Origin of the sequence: Streptomyces sp. NPDC048603 (genome assembly GCF_043199475.1) — a bacterium.
In the GTDB taxonomy this organism is placed as follows: Bacteria; Actinomycetota; Actinomycetes; order Streptomycetales; family Streptomycetaceae; genus Streptomyces.
The window spans coordinates 87,398-103,626 of record NZ_JBICVY010000004.1 but is presented as its reverse complement, the minus strand read 5'-3'; the positions used below and the strand labels follow the sequence as shown (position 1 = coordinate 103,626).

The window sequence follows — 16,229 nt, the reverse complement described above, 5'->3', positions numbered from 1 at the left end:
TCTTCGATCCGGTGGTGGGGGGACGGGGGTAATAACAACAGAAGCTGTGAACCGAGTCAACAAGATTCATGAGATTCATCGAGTTCACGCTGTGAAGCTGGTTCTCGGCTGTGTACGGGTATCCTCTGTGCATGCCGGAGAACACTGCAGAGGCCAGCGCCGACCCCGCAGGCGGCGCAGGAGCCGCCACCGAGGCCGCCACCGAGGCCGTCGCCGAAGTCACCGCCGCCGAGATCGCCCGCCTCGCCGGCGTCGGCCGGGCGGCCGTGAGCAACTGGCGGCGCCGTCACGTCGACTTCCCCAAGCCGGTCGGCGGCACCGAGACCAGCCCCTCCTTCGCCCTCCCCCAGGTCGAGTCATGGCTGCGCGCCCAGGGCAAGCTCGCCGAGGTGCCGCTGCGCGAACGGGTCTGGCAGCAGGTCTCCGGCCACCCCGGCGGAGCCGTCGCGGGCCTCGTCGAAGCGGGCTGCGTCCTGCTCCTCGTACGCGATCGGCCGACCGATTGGCTGGAGGCCGCCGCAGTCTCCGACCCGCGTACGGCCGCCCTGCTCCGGCCCCTGCTCGCCGAGGTCCTCACCGCCCGCCTCGGCCCCGGCCACCCGCTGGCCGGCCCCGTCGCGGAGGGCATCCCCGCCGCCTCCGTCCCGCTGCTGCGCGCCGCCGCCGAACTCGCCGCCGAACTCGGCGCCCGCAAGGCCTTCGAGTTCCTCCTCGGCCGCCACCTCGACGCCAACCCCCGCCAGTACACGCTCACTCCGGCCGGCCCCGCCGAGCTGATGGCCGCACTGGCCGGCGACGCCGCCGGCACCGTCCTCGACCCGGCCGGCGGCACCGGCACCCTGCTGCGCGCCGTACGCGCCCCCGCCGCCCTCCACATCCAGGACAGCAGCCCGGAACTGGCCGCGCTCGGTGCCCTCCGGCTCGCCCTGCACGGCGGCGCCGAGGTCCGGGCCGCCGCCGCGGACAGCCTGCGCGCCGACGCCTTCCCGGGCCTGGCCGCCGACGCGGTGCTCTGCCACCCCCCGTTCAACGAGCGCAACTGGGGCCACGAGGAACTCGCCTACGACCCCCGCTGGGAGTACGGCTTCCCCGCCCGCACCGAATCCGAGCTCGCCTGGGTGCAGCACGCCCTCGCCCACCTCCGCGAGGGCGGCACCGCGGTGCTCCTGATGCCGCCCGCCGTCGCCGCCCGCCGCTCCGGCCGGCGCATCCGCGCCGACCTGCTCCGGCGCGGCGCCCTGCGCGCCGTCGTCGCGCTGCCCGCCGGCGCCGCGCCCCCGTACGGCATCCCGCTCCACCTGTGGGTGCTGCGCCGGCCGGCCCCGCACGGCCCCGCCCCCTCCGGGCTGCTGCTCGTCGAGACCGCCTCCCTCGCCGCCGACGGACGGGACAAGTCCTCCTGGCCGGCCGTGCAGGCCGCGGTGCTGGACGCCTGGACGGCGTACGACCGCACCGGCGCGGCCGAGGAGGCCCCGGGGGTCAGCCGGGTCGTCCCGGTCATCGAACTCCTCGACGACGACGTCGACCTGACCCCTGCCCGGCACCTTCCGCCGCCCGCCGCCGGCGGCGGGCCGGCGGAGCTCGCACGCGTAAGGGAGCGCCTGGACGAGACCCTCACCCGGGCCGCCCGGCTCACCCCGCCGCCCCCGGCGGCGCCCGCCCCGACCGCCGGACCCGCCGCCGCCCCGACCGCCGGACCCGCCGCCGGACCCGCCGCCTCCGGACCCGCCCGCCTGCCGCTCACCACCATCGGCGAACTCGCCCGGGCCGGCGCCGTACTGCTCCGCACCGGTACCGGCAGCGGCACCGGCCAGGCACCGGTCCTCACCGAACACGACGTCCACTCGGGCACCGCCCCCTCCGGCACCCTCGCCGAAGGGCCCGAGGACCCCGTGCGCACCGAACCCGGCGACGTCGTCGTCCCGGTGATCGGAGGGACCTCCGCCGCCCGCGTCATCGGAGCGGACGCCGCCGGCGCCGCCCTCGGCCGGAACCTGCAGCTGCTCCGCCCCGACCCGGACGCCCTCGACCCCTGGTTCCTGGCCGGGTTCCTGCGCGGCACCGCCAACAACCGGCAGGCCAGCAGCTATGCCTCCACCGCGACCCGGCTCGACGTGCGCAGGCTGCAACTGCCCCGGCTGGCCCTGGCCGACCAGCGCGTCTACGGCGAACGCTTCCGCGCCCTGGCCGAGTTCGAGGACGCGCTGCGGCTCGCCGGCCGCCTCGGCGAACAGCTCGTCCAGGGCATGTACGACGGACTCACCGACGGGACCGTCACGGTTGGGTACAACCCCTGACCACCGTCGGGAGTCGGTGTATACGCTCGGACCCGCACGTCCCCGTCAGTCCTTCACGCCAGTCCCCAGGAGCAGTGATGCACGGCCCCGGCTACCCGCCGCAGCAAGCCCGACCCGGCAACGGGTTCCTGGTGACCATGCGCGTGCTGTTCGCACTGCTGCCCGTACTGAGCTGCGGCCTGCTCGCGTTCGGGACGCTGATCCGGCTCGCGGTCGTCACCCGGCGCCCGCGCGACTGGGCCCTGTGCGTGGCCGACGGCGCCCTGATCGTGGTCTGCCTCGCCCTGGTCGGTGAGGACCCCACCGAGGACGCCAGCACCTGGATGGGAAACACCGGCATGATCACCATGCTGACCACGGCCGTGGTGGTCGTCGTGTACTTCCTCTACAGCGACATCAAGCACTGGGAGAACGTCCCGGCCGCGCCCGCCGGCTGGTACCCCCCGACTCCGCCGGTCACCCCGCAGTACGGCTACCCGCCGGTGGCGGACCGCACCCCGCCGACCGCGCACACCACGCCGTCCGCTCACACCACGCCGACCGCGCACATCCCGCCGTCCGCCCACACCACCGTCCCGATGCAGCCGCCCGCACCGCAGCCGCACCAGCCGCCCGCCCAGCAGCCCCACCAGCCGCCCCGCATCGGCCAGGTCCGCGCCGAACTCGACGAGCTCAGCGAGCTGCTCCGCAGACAGCAGGGAGAGCAGGACCGTTGACCGAGCGCGTCATCGCCGACCGGTACCAGCTCGCCACCGTCCTCGGCCAGGGCGGCATGGGCCAGGTGTGGACCGCCTACGACCGGCGGCTCGACCGCCGCGTCGCCGTCAAGCTGCTCCGCCCCGACAAGGTCGCCGGCCCCGGCACGGTCGCCGAGGAGCTGCGCCGCCGCTTCGTCCGCGAATGCCGGGTCACCGCGCAGGTCGACCACCCCGGCCTGGTCACCGTGCACGACGCCGGCAGCGACGGCGACGACCTGTACCTGGTGATGCAGTACGTCGAGGGCGCCGACCTCGCCGACCACCTCGCCGAGCACGAGCCCTACCCGTGGCCGTGGGCGGTCTCGGTGGCCGCGCAGCTCTGCTCGGTGCTCTCCGCCGTGCACGCCGTGCCCATCGTCCACCGCGACCTCAAGCCGCGGAACGTGATGGTCCGCCCGGACGGCACCATCCTGGTCCTCGACCTCGGTGTGGCCTCCGTGATGGACACCGACACCACCCGCCTCACCAACACCGGCACCCCCATCGGCAGTCCCGCCTACATGGCCCCCGAACAGGCCATGGGCGGCGCCGTCGGCCCGTACACCGACCTGTACGCGCTCGGCGTGCTCATGTACGAACTGCTCAGCGGCAGTGTCCCGTTCGCCGGATCCACCGCCCTCGGCGTACTGCACCGGCACCTGTACGAGCCGCCGCTCCCCGTCCGCCAGCTCCGCCCGGAGATCCCGCACCAGCTGGAAGCCCTGCTGCTGCACCTGCTCGCCAAGGACCCCCAGGACCGCCCCCGTTCCGCCCAGGAGGTCTACGAGGCCCTCGCCCCGCTGCTGCCCACCGCCGGCGGCCGGGCCCCGGCCGGGCCGATGGACCCCACCCGGCCGTTCCTGCGCCCGCAGGCGCCCTGGCCGGACCGGGCCACGGCCGCGGTCATCCCGCCCCGCCCGGCCTCCCTCCCCCCGACCCCGTCCGGGGGACCCCCGTCGCGCCCCGACATCGCCTCCTCCGTGGACGAGGTCAAGCGCCTGCTCGACGAGGGCAGGCTCACCCAGGCCGTGGACATCCTGGGCTCCCTGCTGCCGGCCGCCGCCGCCGAGCATGGGGAGAAGTCCCCGGTCGTCCGCTCCCTGCGCAAGCAGTACGCGGCCACGCTGATGGACGACGGCCAGTACCGGCGGGCCCTGCCCGAGCTGCGCCGGCTCGCCGACGAACTCCCGCCCGGCGACCCGCAGTCCCTCCGCTTCCGCTACGACGCCGCCCAGTGCCTGGACCAGCTCGGCGAGGCGGCCGCGGCGCTGGCGGAGTACCGCTCACTGCTGCCGCTGTTCGAGAACCACTACGCCAACCCGGACCCGGAGCTCGCCCTGGAGGTCCGCCGCCGGATGGGCCACCTGCTCCTCTCCCTCGGCGACCGGCAGGCGGCCCACGACACCCTGGCCCGGCTCCTCTACGACGCCGAACGCCTCCACGGCCCGGCCCACCCCCTCCCCGCCGAGGTCCGCCGGACCCTGGCCTGGCTGGGCCAGGTCCGCGGCTGACCTCACCCGGCGATCCGGGCCTCCGGGCTCGCCCCGGCCGGGGCACCGGCCGTGCCCTGGCCGCCCTGGCCGCCCTGAGCGGTCCGACCGCCCTCACCGGTCCGACCGCCCGCCGTGCCGCGCCGGCGCATCCGGGCCGCCCCCACGGGAACGAGCGCGAGGCCCGCCAGGCCGACCGCACCGAGGCCCAGGCCGGCCAGCAGGCCCGGCGGGCGGAAGGTGCAGGTCACCGTCGTGGTCCGGCCGTCCAGGGGGATCGCGACCAGGCCCAGGTGGCTCTCCGCCGAGCGCCCGTCGCAGGTCCAGCCCGGAATCCGGGGCGCCGCCAGCACCGCCGTGCCCGTCGACCCGGTCGGCAGCTCCGCCCGGACCCCGCGCGAACCGACCCGCACCGACACGGCGGCGGTGTCACGCAGCGCGGACACGGCCGCGTCCAGACGGCTCCGGTTCAGGCACTCCAGGGTCCAGCTCTGCGGCTCCTTCCTGGCGAAGACCAGCTTCGAGGCCGCGCCGTGCGAGACGCCCATCGGCTGCATCGCCGCCCGGTTCTTCGGGGCGTTGCCGCGCAGCACGAAGGACGTACCGTCCGCCAGCTTGGCCCGGCCGTCGTAGGCAGGGGCCCACAGGTAGGCCTCCGTACCCGCCGCGCACACCCCCGGGGCGACCGGCCGCTCGTACACCGGGGCCCCCAGCAGGAGTTCCTGGTTGCGGAACGGCGAGTCGCCGAAGACCGGCGGGGCCGCCGCCGGCGGGCGGACCGTCACCAGCGGCAGGGTGTCCCGGCGCAGCACCGAGCCGTCGGGCTGCAGCCGGGCGCCCACCGCGAACAGCGCGTCCGTCACCGGGTTGTCGATGCTCTGCACGTTCCGGCCGCGTGAGGTCCAGCCCGCGCCCAGCGCCGCCATCGTCCGCGTGAACACGTCCGGGGTGTGGCTGCTGTAGTACGAGCCGCCCTGTCCGCCCAGCAGCATCGGGTCGTTCCCGCCCAGGGCCGGCCGGCTCGGGTCCGTGCGGTACGCGGGCCAGCCGTCGGCCGCGGCCAGCGCCCGGGCCCGCTCGGTGTGCTCCCGCCCCCAGGACGGGTAGTCGTCCAGCAGGGCCAGCTTCTCGTGGTGGCCCCAGGCGTTGGTCGCCGCCGCCTGCCCGGCCAGCACCAGCGCGAGCAGCCCGGCCGCCGGCAGGACGAACCGCTGCCGGTGCAGCAGCCACCAGGCGAGCCCGGCCGCCGCCAGCCCGCCCAGGAACAGGGCGTACGACCAGGAGGTCGGCAGCGCGCTGCCGGTCGCGCCGAGCGCCGCCGCGGCCACCACCGCCGCGCCGCCGGCCAGGGCCCGCGGCCCCGGCCGGCCCGCCGCCAGCCCGGTCCACGCGGCGATCACCACGATCCCCGCCAGCACGAACGTCTGCCGGTAGGCGCTGCCGTTCGGGGTGGCGAAGACGTGCCAGGCCAGATGGGTCGGCTTCCACTGGAAGGAGAGGAACACCGCCAGCACCAGCCCGGTCCACCACAGTCTGCTCCGGGCCGGCACCGCCCGGTGGAACGGCAGCGCGGCCGCCAGCAGCAGCGTGCCCGTCCCCACGAACAGCGCGGGGGAGGAGAAGCTGTACGTGGCCGGCAGCAGGCGCGCGGCCAGGTCCGTCCACTTCTCCGGCTCGAACTCCCGCACCAGCCCCGGATAGGCGTGCCGCGACCCGAGGAACACCGGCACCAGCACCGGCCCGGCCAGCGCGATGCCCAGCAGGGTGGCGCCCGCAGCCCGCAGCACCACCCGCACCCGGTCCCGTACGTCCTCCTTCTCCAGGACCACGCGGACCAGCAGTACCAGCGCCGCCCCGAGCGTCGCCATGTAGGCGGTGTAGAAGTTCGCCGCCCAGCACACCGCCACCACCACCGGGGCGAGCACCGTCCGGCGCCGCCGCAGCGCCCACTCGCCGGTCAGGCAGAGCGCGGGGAAGGCGATCAGGCCGTCCAGCCACATCGTGTTGTAGGAGGCCTCGATCACCGACCAGCCGCACAGCGCGTACGAGGCGCCCAGCACCGCCGCACCCCACCACGGGCCGGGCCGCATCGTCCGCAGCAGCCCGGCCATCACCGCCGCGGCCGTCGCGATCTTCAGCACGGTGATCACGTACACCGCGAGGTCGATGTCCTCGCGCGGGAAGAGACCGACCAGCACGGCGAACGGGCTCGTCAGGTACGTGCCGAAGTCGGGCAGGAAGCTGGTGCCGTAGCCCGACTGCCAGTTGAGCAGCACTCCGCCCGAGGCCTCGCCGTGCAGCATGTCCCACAACCGGGCGTGGAACGGCACGAATTGGTTGCCGAGGTCATTGAGGCTGCGGTTCCGGTGGCCGTACGGGAAGACCCGGGCGGCCGCGTCCCCGGCGCACACCGCCAGCGCGGCGATCAGCGCCGCGAGCGCCGATCCGTACAGGCCGGGGCGGCGCGGTGCGTTGTGCGGTGTCGACATGGTGGGGTGACCTTGGCAGTGTCGGGAGACGGACGGATGGCCGACGGGTGAACACGCACCCCGACGGCACGGGAATCGTTGGTCGAACCGGTGGCCCGTACCAACCTGAGCTCATACCATCGATCATCGCAAGGCCCTTGTGCACTGACGCACAATCTCACGGCCCTGGAGGCTCCTTTGCACCCTCGTCGTCGCACTGCGCTCTCCGTCTCCGCCGCCCTGCTCCTCGCGGCACCGCTGCTCTCCGCCTGCTCCGGCGAGGCGCGCCCCGGCACGGCGGCCGTCGTCGGCGGTGAGCGGATCACGACCTCCACGCTCCAGGCCCAGGTGAAGGACGTGCGCGCGGCCCAGCAGCGCACCGACGACCCGGCCCAGCAGATCGCCGCCACCACCCGGCTGGAGCGGGTCAAGCTCAGCAGGATGGTCCAGCTGCGGGTCCTGGAGCGGGCCGCGGACGACGCCGGGATCACCGTGACCACCAAGGAGATCGAGGGCGTCGCCAAGAACCAGCTGGCACAGGCCGGCGGCGACCCCGCGCAACTGGAGAGGCTCCTGCTGGCCCAGCGGACCCCGCTGGCCCCCGGCCAGGCCGCCGAGGAGATCCGCTTCCAGCTCCTCTACGGCAAGCTCCTCGACCGCTACGGCGAGGAGCAGGCCATGGCCCGTCTCGCCGCGGCCGCCGGACAGCTGCACATCGAGATCAACCCGCGCTACGGCGCGTGGGACGCCAAGCAGATCACCCTCGGCGAGGGCCGCACCCCGTGGATCACGCAGAAGACCCGCACCGAGGAACCCCAGGCCTGACACGACCGGCCACCGGGGTAGGTTCGGGGTGTGACCGACCACGACGCCCTCTCCGCACACCCCGACCGGCCCGCCGACGGGGGCACCGGCCGGATCGTCCTGCTGACCACCAGCCACCGGGTCGCGCCCGGCCTGCTGTCCTGGCCCGCGTGGCAGACCCTGCGCGGCGCCGACCGGGTGCTGTGCGCCGACCCGGAGCACCCGCAGCTGCCCTACCTGCGGGAGGCCGGGATCCGGGTGGAGGAGGAGAGCCCCGAGGCCCGGGACCTGGTCGAGGAGTGCGCCGGCGGCCGGACGGTCGTGGTGCTGCCCACCGGTGAGGGCGACCGGCGCCTGACCGACGGCCTGGCCCGCATGGCCGGCTCCGGCCGGGTCGCCATGCCCGGCCTGGAACTGCTGCCCGGCTCCTACGACCTGCCCGGCGCCCGGCTGCTCGACCTGGTCCAGGTCATGGACCGGGTCCGCCGGGAGTGCCCGTGGACCTCGCAGAAGACCCACGAGGGCCTGGCCAAGTACGCCATCGAGGAGGCGTACGAGCTGGTCGAGGCCATCGAGGCGGGGGACCGCGAGGAACTCCTGGAGGAGCTCGGCGACGTGCTGCTCCAGGTCGTCTTCCACGCTCGGATCGCGGAGGAGAGCGAGGAGGAACCCTTCTCCATCGACGACGTGGCCGGCGCCCTGGTCGCGAAGCTCGTCCACCGGCACCCGCACGTCTTCGGCGACGCCGAGGCCGAGACCCCCGAGGACGTCCGCGAGCACTGGCAGCGGACCAAGGCGGAGGAGAAGCAGCGGGAGTCGGTGACCGACGGCGTCCCGCTGGGCCAGCCCGGACTGGCCCTGGCCGCGAAACTCGCGGGGCGGGCCCGCGCCGGCGGCATCGAGGTCGCGCTGCCCCGGGGCGAGGGCATCGGGTACGAGCTGCTGGCGCTCGCCGCACGGGCGGAGGCGGAAGGAGTGGAGCCGGAGACCGCGCTGCGCGCGGCGGCCCGCGCCTACCGCGACGCGATCCGCGCCGCGGAGGGCATCGACGGATAGCCCCGGCCGTGATCCGCCGGACACCCCCTTGCCCCGGCGCGGCTCGTGTCACCGACGCGGGGAGCGGCCCGAGGGGTTGTGCCAGCAGGGGTCCGGCGGGTTCAGGAACCACTCGCCGAAGCCGAGCGGGCGCGACCGGCCCCCGCCGCCCACGGGCACCGCGTCGTGGAAGGTCCGGCCCGGCGGGGCACCCAGTTCCTCCAGCACCACGGCGGTCCGCTCGATGAACACCGGAGGCCCGGCCAGGTACACGTCCTGGTCCGGCCACAGCCCCCGGGTGCCGAGCGCGGTCGCCAGCCGGTCCGTGGCCTGCTTGCGGTGCCGGCCCGGAGCGGGGGTGATGTAGGTGACGCTCAGCCAGCCGAAGGACGCCGCGAACTCCTCCATCAGCGGGCGGTCGTACAGGTGCGCCTGGTCGCGGGCGACGGCGAAGAGCCGCACGTCCTGATCGGGAGGGCGCTCGGCGAGTTCCTCCAGCATGGCCCGCACCGGCGCCCAGCCCGTCCCGGCGGCGATCATGCTTATCGGCCGTCCGTCCCGGCGCAGGACCATCCGCCCGCCGGGCGCTCCCAGCCGCAGCACCTCTCCCGGCTGCGCCTCGCGCACCAGGGCGGGGCTCAGCCGGCCCCGCTCGATCCGGCTGACGTGCAGATCGACGGTGTGGTCGGGACGGGGCGCGTTGCCCAGGGAGTACGTGCGCCAGGTCGTCGGCACGCGTTCGCTGCTCACACTGACGTACTGGCCCGGCCGGTACGGCAGCGGGAGGTGGGGCCGCAGGGTCAGCACCCCTATGTCCTCTCCGTACTGGAGGTGCTGCACGATCTCCGCGTCCCACCACGGAGGGTCATCGCTCTCCGCGGCGCCGGCCGTCATCGCGTCGGCGATCAGCTGGTACGCCTCGCCCCAGGCCTTCTCCAGGGCCGGGTTCCACGCCGCGCCGGAGGTCTCGGCGAGCGCGGCGAGCAGGCTGGCGCCGACGGCGGCGTAGTGTTCGGGGCGGATCAGGAACTTCCGGTGGTCCCGGCCGAGTTCCCGTAGATAGGGGAGGACGGTGTCGTCGTCCAGGTGGGCGATGACATGGGTGAGCGAGGCGAACAGCCGGTCCCGCTGGCGTTCCATGTCCTCGAAGGAGGACGGGAACAGCTCGCGGATCGCGGGGTTGTGCCAGAAGAGGTGCGAGTAGAAGAACTTGACCGCGTGCTCGGCCCGCCTCTCCACCACCGCGAAACTGTCTCTCAAGATCCTCACATCCACAGGACCGAAAGTAGGAACAGCGGACGAGGCCAGGTCAAGCTCCGTCCGATCTACGGACAGCCGCGACGAACGCCACATAACGGATGGGGCTCCGCGGGCGGGATACGGTCGGACCGTGCACGATGACCCGCCCACGCTGTTCGACTGGCAGTTCGCGACCGACCCCTACCCCGCCTACGCCTGGCTGCGCGAGCACTCCCCGGTGCACCGCACCACGCTGCCCAGCGGGGTCGAGGCCTGGCTGGTGACCCGGTACGCCGACGCCCGCCAGGCCCTGGCCGACCAGCGGCTCAGCAAGAACCCGGTGCACCACGCGGAGCCGGCGCACGCCAAGGGCAAGACCGGGATCCCGGGGGAGCGCAAGGCGGAGCTGATGACCCACCTGCTCAACATCGACCCGCCGGACCACACCCGGCTGCGGCGGCTGGTGTCGAAGGCCTTCACCCCGCGGCGGGTCGCCGAGTTCACCCCGCGGGTGCAGGAGCTCACCGACCACCTCATCGACGGCTTCGCGGACCGGGGGGAGGCGGACCTCATCCACGAGTTCGCGTTCCCGCTCCCCATCTACGCCATTTGCGAGATGCTCGGCGTACCGCGCGAGGACCAGGACGACTTCCGCGACTGGGCCGGGATGATGATCCGCCACGGCGGCGGTCCGCGCGGCGGGGTCGCCAGGTCCGTGAAGAAGATGCGGAACTATCTGGTCGACCTCATCCATCGTAAAAGGGATGATCCGGGCGATGACCTGATCTCGGGTCTGATCCGGGCGAGCGACCACGGCGAGCACCTGACGGAGAACGAGGCCGCCGCCATGGCCTTCATCCTGCTGTTCGCGGGGTTCGAGACCACGGTCAACCTCATCGGCAACGGGGTCCACTCCCTCTTCGTGAACCCGGACCAGCGGGCCCGCCTCCAGGCCTCCCTCGCGGCGGGGGAGACGGAGCTGCTCGCCACCGGGGTCGAGGAACTCCTCCGCTACGACGGCCCGGTCGAGCTGGCCACCTGGAGGTTCGCCACCCGCCCGCTGGTCCTCGGCGGCCGGGAGATCGCCGCGGGCGACCCCGTCCTCGTCGTGCTCGCCGCCGCCGACCGGGACCCCGCCAGGTTCGCCGAACCGGACACCCTGGACCTCTCCCGGACCGACAACCAGCATCTCGGATACGGGCACGGGATCCACTACTGCCTCGGTGCCCCGCTCGCCCGGCTGGAGGGGCAGACCGCCCTCGCGAGTTTGCTGACGCGGATTCCGGATATGGAGCTCGCGGTGGACCCGGACGCGCTGCGCTGGCGCGGCGGGCTCATCATGCGTGGCCTGCGCACCCTTCCGGTTCGGTTCACTCCCCGTAATTAACTGACCTCCGGTCAGCCCGTTTCCTGACATTGCGTCAGCAATGTGACCTTCGCGTGATCTGCGCTGCATCGACTTGTGACAAGCGTTCGGGGAGCGCTAGGTTCCACGGAACTTCCCCGCTGTCACGCGAAAGGTCCACCCTCATGCGTTCCGGGAACGGCCGTCACCGTAGGCCCCGTCAGGCTCCCGCCTTCGTCGTAGCCGCCGGAGTCACCGGCTCCGCGCTCGCGCTGCCGCTGCTCGCCGCCACCAATGCCTCCGCCGCGGACACCGGCACCTGGGACGTGGTGGCCGACTGCGAGAGCGGCGGCAGCTGGAGCGCCAACCCCGGCGGGGGTGCGTACGGCGGACTCCAGTTCACACAGGACCAGTGGGAGCGCGCCGGCGGCCTCGACTACGCCCAGCGCGCCGACCTGGCGAGCCGCTCCCAGCAGATAGCCGTCGCCGAGCGGGTGCTGGCGGCCGAGGGCCCGCAGGCCTTCGGGTCCTGCGCCGAGCAGGCGGGCCTGGACCGGAACGCCCCGGCCGCCCAGGTGGACCCGGGCCAGACGCGCGCCGAGCGGCAGGCCGAGGAGAAGGAGCGGGCGGAGAAGGCCCGCTACTCGGAGCTCCAGCAGTCCGATCCGGCCGGCACCCCCGGCGGGGTGTTCATGCCGGGCGTTCCGGCCATGCCGGCCCCGATGCCCCCGACCGTGGAGCCCGCCGCTCCGGTCGCCCCCACCGCGCCGGTGGCCCCGGTGGCGCCCGAGCAGCAGCCGACCGCCCCGACCGCGCCGACGGCCCCGACCGCTCCCACCCCGCCGCCGTTCACCGGCAACCCGACGGCCCCGCCGATCACGCCCACCACGCCGACGACTCCCGGCACTCCGGGCACTCCGGGCAATCCGAACACTCCCGGTACTCCCGGCAACCCGAATACTCCGGGTACTCCCGGCAACCCGAACACTCCGGGCACTCCCGGCAGTCCGACCACGCCGGCCGTGCCGACCACCCCCGGTACGCCGACCTCCCCGGCGGACCCGTCGGTCCCCGCGACCCCGGGCGCCACCCCCGGTGCGCCGGACGCCGCGAACGCGTCCACCATCTCCACCACGACCGCGGACCCGGCGGCGACCCCGTCCGCCGCTCCGTCAGCTGCCGCCGCGCAGCAGGGCGCAGCCGCGCAGACCGACCCGGCGGCGGGCACCGGACGCCACCGCGGGGCAGCCGCGGTCGAGACTCCCGCCACTTCTGACACGCCGGCCCCGCAGTCCGGTTCCACCTACACCGTGAAGTCCGGTGACAGCCTGACGAGCATCGCGGACGCCAAGGGAGTGAAGGGGGGCGCGAAGGCCCTCTACGCGGCCAACGAGCAGGTCATCGGTACCGACGAGGACCTCATCAAGCCGGGTCAGAAACTGGATGTAACCGCGGAATAGGGCCAGTTCGAGCAGCCGAAAAGGGCTCAATGTCCCTTTCGTTCAAATGAGACTTGCGTCTCTTCCGCTCAACTGGCGTGTCCTCCCTGTGACCTTCCGCGAAGTGGCCCCTCACCTGCGCAAACACCCCTTCGGGGAGCGCAAGTAGGGGCCATTTCGGGCTCGGAACCCCGATTGAACATCCGGGCAGGACCTGTCTACCTTCTGAATCGCTCGCCACCGCGGGCCCCTTCGACCGCATCGCCGAGTCCTGCCGGCGGGCGGAGGGAACAGTCGTCGCGCAAGCGCCGAAGGCAGGAGCGGGGGAACCACAGGTTTTCCGCCGGAACGCGACCGTTCTGACCGACGGTCACCGACCGGCTAGGGGTAAAGCCACGCGCTAGGACGCGAGGCCGGGCAACTCATCCGCCCGAACCCGACAGCTCACCTCGCAGGCGTCGGTGAGGAGAAGTTCCATGCTGCTTTCCGGCAAGGGCAAGCACCGTCGCGCCTCCAAGGCCACCCGCATCGTCACGCTGGCCGGTGTCACCGGTGCCGCGATCGCCGCCCCGCTGATGGCCGCGGGCACCGCGAACGCCGCCACCGCCTCGCAGTGGGACACCGTCGCGAAGTGCGAGTCCGGCGGCAACTGGTCGATCAACACCGGCAACGGTTACTACGGCGGCCTGCAGTTCTCGTCCTCCACCTGGGCGGCGTTCGGCGGCAAGAATTACGCCCCGCAGGCCAACCAGGCCAGCAAGGCGCAGCAGATAGCCGTCGCCGAGAAGGTCCTCAAGAGCCAGGGCAAGGGTGCCTGGCCGCACTGCGGCAAGGGCCTGACCAACTCCGCCTACAACGGCGGCTCCACGGGCGGCAACTCGAACGGCTCCTCGTCCAAGGCGAAGTCCGAGAGCAAGAAGACGCAGTCGAAGAAGGAGACGAAGCGCACCGAGACCGTCACCCGGTCCGAGCGCGCGCAGACTCCGGCCCCGACCAAGCCCGCGGCCAAGCCGGCCACCCCGGCCCCGGCCGCGCCGAAGACCGGCAACGGCTCCTACGAGGTCAAGACCGGCGACACCCTCGGCGCGATCGCCGACGCCCACCAGGTCCAGGGTGGCTGGGAGAAGCTGTACGACCTGAACAAGGACATCGTCTCGGACGCCGACCTGATCTTCCCGGGTCAGAAGCTGAAGCTTTCCTGACGTCTGCTCGAACTCTTCCCACCGCCTTCCCGGCGGCAGGACATCCGCCCGGCGCGATACCCACGCGCCGGGCGGTCGTGTGTGGCCGGGCGGCCCCCGCCGGGGCCGGGACGGGGCCTCAGCCGGGGCCGTATGTCCGGGAAGACGGGTATTCGGGCCCTTTTTCGTCCCAGGACCCGGGCGGTCGACCGGCCGACCCTCCTGCTCCGGTTAGGCTCTAGTCCGGCAGGGGTCGTGCCACGGCCCCCGATGCCGCCGCACACCTAGCGTCACATCCCAGAAGGAGATGCTCGTGCCGTCCATCGACGTCGTCGTAGCCCGGGAAATCCTGGACTCCCGAGGCAACCCCACGGTCGAGGTCGAGGTTGGCCTCGACGACGGCAGCACCGGCCGTGCTGCAGTCCCCTCGGGTGCCTCCACCGGTGCCTTCGAGGCCATTGAGCTCCGCGACGGGGACCCCAGCCGTTACATGGGCAAGGGTGTCGAGAAGGCCGTCCTCGCCGTCATCGAGCAGATCGGCCCGGAGCTGGTCGGCTACGACGCCACCGAGCAGCGCCTGATCGACCAGGCCATGTTCGACCTGGACGCCACCGACAACAAGGGCTCCCTCGGCGCCAACGCCATCCTCGGTGTCTCCCTGGCCGTGGCCCACGCCGCGTCCGAGGCCTCCGACCTGCCCCTGTTCCGCTACCTCGGCGGCCCGAACGCGCACCTGCTGCCCGTTCCGATGATGAACATCCTCAACGGCGGTTCGCACGCGGACTCCAACGTGGACATCCAGGAGTTCATGATCGCGCCGATCGGTGCGGAGTCCTTCTCCGAGGCGCTGCGCTGGGGCACCGAGGTCTACCACACCCTCAAGTCCGTGCTGAAGGGCAAGGGTCTGTCCACCGGCCTCGGCGACGAGGGCGGCTTCGCCCCGAACCTGGGCTCCAACCGCGAGGCCCTGGACCTCATCCTCGAGGCCATCAAGCAGGCCGGCTACGTCCCGGGCAAGGACATCGCGCTCGCGCTCGACGTCGCCGCCTCGGAGTTCTACAAGGACGGCAAGTACAACTTCGAGGGCCAGGCCCGCTCGGCCGCCGAGATGACCGAGTACTACGAGGAGCTCGTCTCCGCGTACCCGCTGGTCTCCATCGAGGACCCGCTGTTCGAGGACGACTGGGCCGGCTGGAAGGTCATCACCGAGAAGCTCGGTGCCAAGGTCCAGCTCGTCGGTGACGACCTGTTCGTCACCAACCCGGAGCGTCTGGCCCGCGGCATCGAGGAGGGCACCGCGAACGCCCTGCTCGTGAAGGTGAACCAGATCGGTTCGCTGACCGAGACCCTCGACGCCGTCGAGCTCGCCCAGCGCAACGGCTTCAAGTGCATGATGTCGCACCGCTCCGGCGAGACCGAGGACGTCACCATCGCCGACCTCGCCGTCGCCACCAACTGCGGCCAGATCAAGACCGGCGCCCCGGCCCGCTCCGAGCGCGTCGCCAAGTACAACCAGCTGCTGCGCATCGAGGAGATCCTCGACGACGCCGCGGTGTACGCCGGCCGCAGCGCCTTCCCGCGCTTCAAGGGCTGAAACCTCTAGATACCTCTAGAGCCTCCCTACGTCCCCGCATCCGGTCCCGTACCGTGTGCGGGGACGTAGTGCGTAGTAAGGGGAGGCGCGACATGGCCGGGAACCGGGACCGGTTCTCCACCGCGACCAGGCTCAAGCAGCTCGGTGAGCGCACCGCCGCCCACGTCTACCGCTCGCAGTCGCGCCGTCAGGTCCGCCGCAGCCGGCTCACCGGCCGCGCCGCCCTGCTGGTCCTCGTCCTCTGTACGCTGGTCGTCGCCCTCGCGTACCCGATGCGCCAGTACGTCTCCCAGCGCTCGGAGATCTCCGAGCAGCAGCGGACCGCCGACGAGGCGCGCCAGCGCCTCGAGGAGCTCCGGGACGAGAAGGCCCGCTGGCAGGACCCGGCCTATGTGAAGCAGATGGCACGCAAGCACCTCCACTTCGTCCAGCCGGGGGAGATCGGCTACACGATGGCCGACCCGGACGCCGAGGCCGAGGAGCGGCGCCGTACCGAGCACGGTGCGGCCGACCGCCCCTGGTACTCCAACGTCTGGGACGGCGTGGACAAGGCCGACCGCCCCGACACCGACTGAATCAACCGCGAACGAAGAGATTCCT

Annotated in this window: 12 protein-coding genes and 1 riboswitch; of the genes, 10 read left to right on the top strand and 2 right to left on the bottom strand. The window is 73.1% G+C overall.

Translation table 11 applies throughout. The annotated features are described in order from the left end of the window. Positions 1-131 precede the first annotated feature (131 nt). From ACGFQ9_RS10285 to ACGFQ9_RS10275, 3 genes are all read left to right on the top strand, one after another. Positions 132-2,297 (top strand): class I SAM-dependent DNA methyltransferase, encoded by a 2,166-nt coding sequence (locus ACGFQ9_RS10285; protein ID WP_393573165.1) that lies wholly within the window; start codon positions 132-134, stop codon positions 2,295-2,297. A 77-nt stretch (positions 2,298-2,374) separates the two neighbouring features. Further along, positions 2,375-3,013, top strand: coding sequence for a hypothetical protein (locus ACGFQ9_RS10280; protein ID WP_393573163.1), 639 nt, complete (start codon positions 2,375-2,377; stop codon positions 3,011-3,013). Between the two features lie 56 nt (positions 3,014-3,069). Beyond that, positions 3,070-4,545 (top strand): protein kinase, encoded by a 1,476-nt coding sequence (locus ACGFQ9_RS10275; RefSeq protein ID WP_393573760.1) that lies wholly within the window; start codon positions 3,070-3,072, stop codon positions 4,543-4,545. Between the two features lie 2 nt (positions 4,546-4,547). Here the strand turns inward: ACGFQ9_RS10275 and ACGFQ9_RS10270 are convergent, their stop codons facing one another. Further along, positions 4,548-7,013 (bottom strand): YfhO family protein, encoded by a 2,466-nt coding sequence (locus ACGFQ9_RS10270; RefSeq protein ID WP_393573162.1) that lies wholly within the window; start codon positions 7,011-7,013, stop codon positions 4,548-4,550. Between the two features lie 177 nt (positions 7,014-7,190). On the opposite strand from ACGFQ9_RS10270, the gene ACGFQ9_RS10265 reads away from it, so the two are divergent. Beyond that, entirely contained in the window at positions 7,191-7,817 is a 627-nt protein-coding gene (locus ACGFQ9_RS10265; protein WP_393573160.1) for a SurA N-terminal domain-containing protein, read from the top strand. 30 nt (positions 7,818-7,847) lie between these two features. Beyond that, positions 7,848-8,852: a nucleoside triphosphate pyrophosphohydrolase gene (locus ACGFQ9_RS10260; protein WP_393573158.1), complete on the top strand. Its 1,005-nt coding sequence runs from the start codon at positions 7,848-7,850 to the stop codon at positions 8,850-8,852. A 48-nt stretch (positions 8,853-8,900) separates the two neighbouring features. On the opposite strand, the gene ACGFQ9_RS10255 is transcribed toward ACGFQ9_RS10260, so the two are convergent. Then, positions 8,901-10,100 carry a globin domain-containing protein gene (locus ACGFQ9_RS10255; protein WP_393573156.1) on the bottom strand — a complete coding sequence of 400 codons (1,200 nt, stop codon included), beginning with the start codon at positions 10,098-10,100 and terminating at the stop codon, positions 8,901-8,903. A 121-nt stretch (positions 10,101-10,221) separates the two neighbouring features. On the opposite strand from ACGFQ9_RS10255, the gene ACGFQ9_RS10250 reads away from it, so the two are divergent. The 5 genes from ACGFQ9_RS10250 (at position 10,222) to ACGFQ9_RS10230 (ending at position 16,204) form a co-directional block, all read left to right on the top strand. Further along, entirely contained in the window at positions 10,222-11,457 is a 1,236-nt protein-coding gene (locus ACGFQ9_RS10250; protein ID WP_393573154.1) for a cytochrome P450, read from the top strand. 143 nt (positions 11,458-11,600) lie between these two features. Continuing rightward, positions 11,601-12,875 carry a transglycosylase family protein gene (locus ACGFQ9_RS10245; protein WP_393573152.1) on the top strand — a complete coding sequence of 425 codons (1,275 nt, stop codon included), beginning with the start codon at positions 11,601-11,603 and terminating at the stop codon, positions 12,873-12,875. Between the two features lie 275 nt (positions 12,876-13,150). Further along, a riboswitch (cyclic di-AMP (ydaO/yuaA leader) is annotated at positions 13,151-13,327 on the top strand. Between the two features lie 3 nt (positions 13,328-13,330). Further along, a complete protein-coding gene (locus ACGFQ9_RS10240) occupies positions 13,331-14,056 on the top strand; it encodes a transglycosylase family protein (protein ID WP_393573150.1) in 726 nt (241 codons plus the stop codon). A 286-nt stretch (positions 14,057-14,342) separates the two neighbouring features. Then, positions 14,343-15,629: a phosphopyruvate hydratase gene (gene eno, locus ACGFQ9_RS10235; RefSeq protein WP_393573148.1), complete on the top strand. Its 1,287-nt coding sequence runs from the start codon at positions 14,343-14,345 to the stop codon at positions 15,627-15,629. Positions 15,630-15,721: 92 nt separating this feature from the next. After that, complete coding sequence (locus tag ACGFQ9_RS10230; RefSeq protein WP_393573146.1) at positions 15,722-16,204, top strand: septum formation initiator family protein; 483 nt, start codon at positions 15,722-15,724, stop codon at positions 16,202-16,204. The last annotated feature ends 25 nt before the right edge of the window (positions 16,205-16,229 follow it).

Excerpts from the sequence above, each read along its gene's own strand:
- ACGFQ9_RS10280 (WP_393573163.1), top strand. The coding sequence starts at position 2,375 with ATGCACGGCCCCGGCTACCCGCCGCAGCAAGCCCGACCCGGCAACGGG.
- eno (WP_393573148.1), top strand. The coding sequence starts at position 14,343 with ATGCTCGTGCCGTCCATCGACGTCGTCGTAGCCCGGGAAATCCTGGAC.
- ACGFQ9_RS10275 (WP_393573760.1), top strand. The coding sequence starts at position 3,070 with ATGGGCCAGGTGTGGACCGCCTACGACCGGCGGCTCGACCGCCGCGTC.
- ACGFQ9_RS10245 (WP_393573152.1), top strand. The coding sequence starts at position 11,601 with ATGCGTTCCGGGAACGGCCGTCACCGTAGGCCCCGTCAGGCTCCCGCC.
- ACGFQ9_RS10230 (WP_393573146.1), top strand. The coding sequence starts at position 15,722 with ATGGCCGGGAACCGGGACCGGTTCTCCACCGCGACCAGGCTCAAGCAG.
- ACGFQ9_RS10240 (WP_393573150.1), top strand. The coding sequence starts at position 13,331 with ATGCTGCTTTCCGGCAAGGGCAAGCACCGTCGCGCCTCCAAGGCCACC.
- ACGFQ9_RS10285 (WP_393573165.1), top strand. The coding sequence starts at position 132 with ATGCCGGAGAACACTGCAGAGGCCAGCGCCGACCCCGCAGGCGGCGCA.
- ACGFQ9_RS10270 (WP_393573162.1), bottom strand. The coding sequence starts at position 7,013 with ATGTCGACACCGCACAACGCACCGCGCCGCCCCGGCCTGTACGGATCG.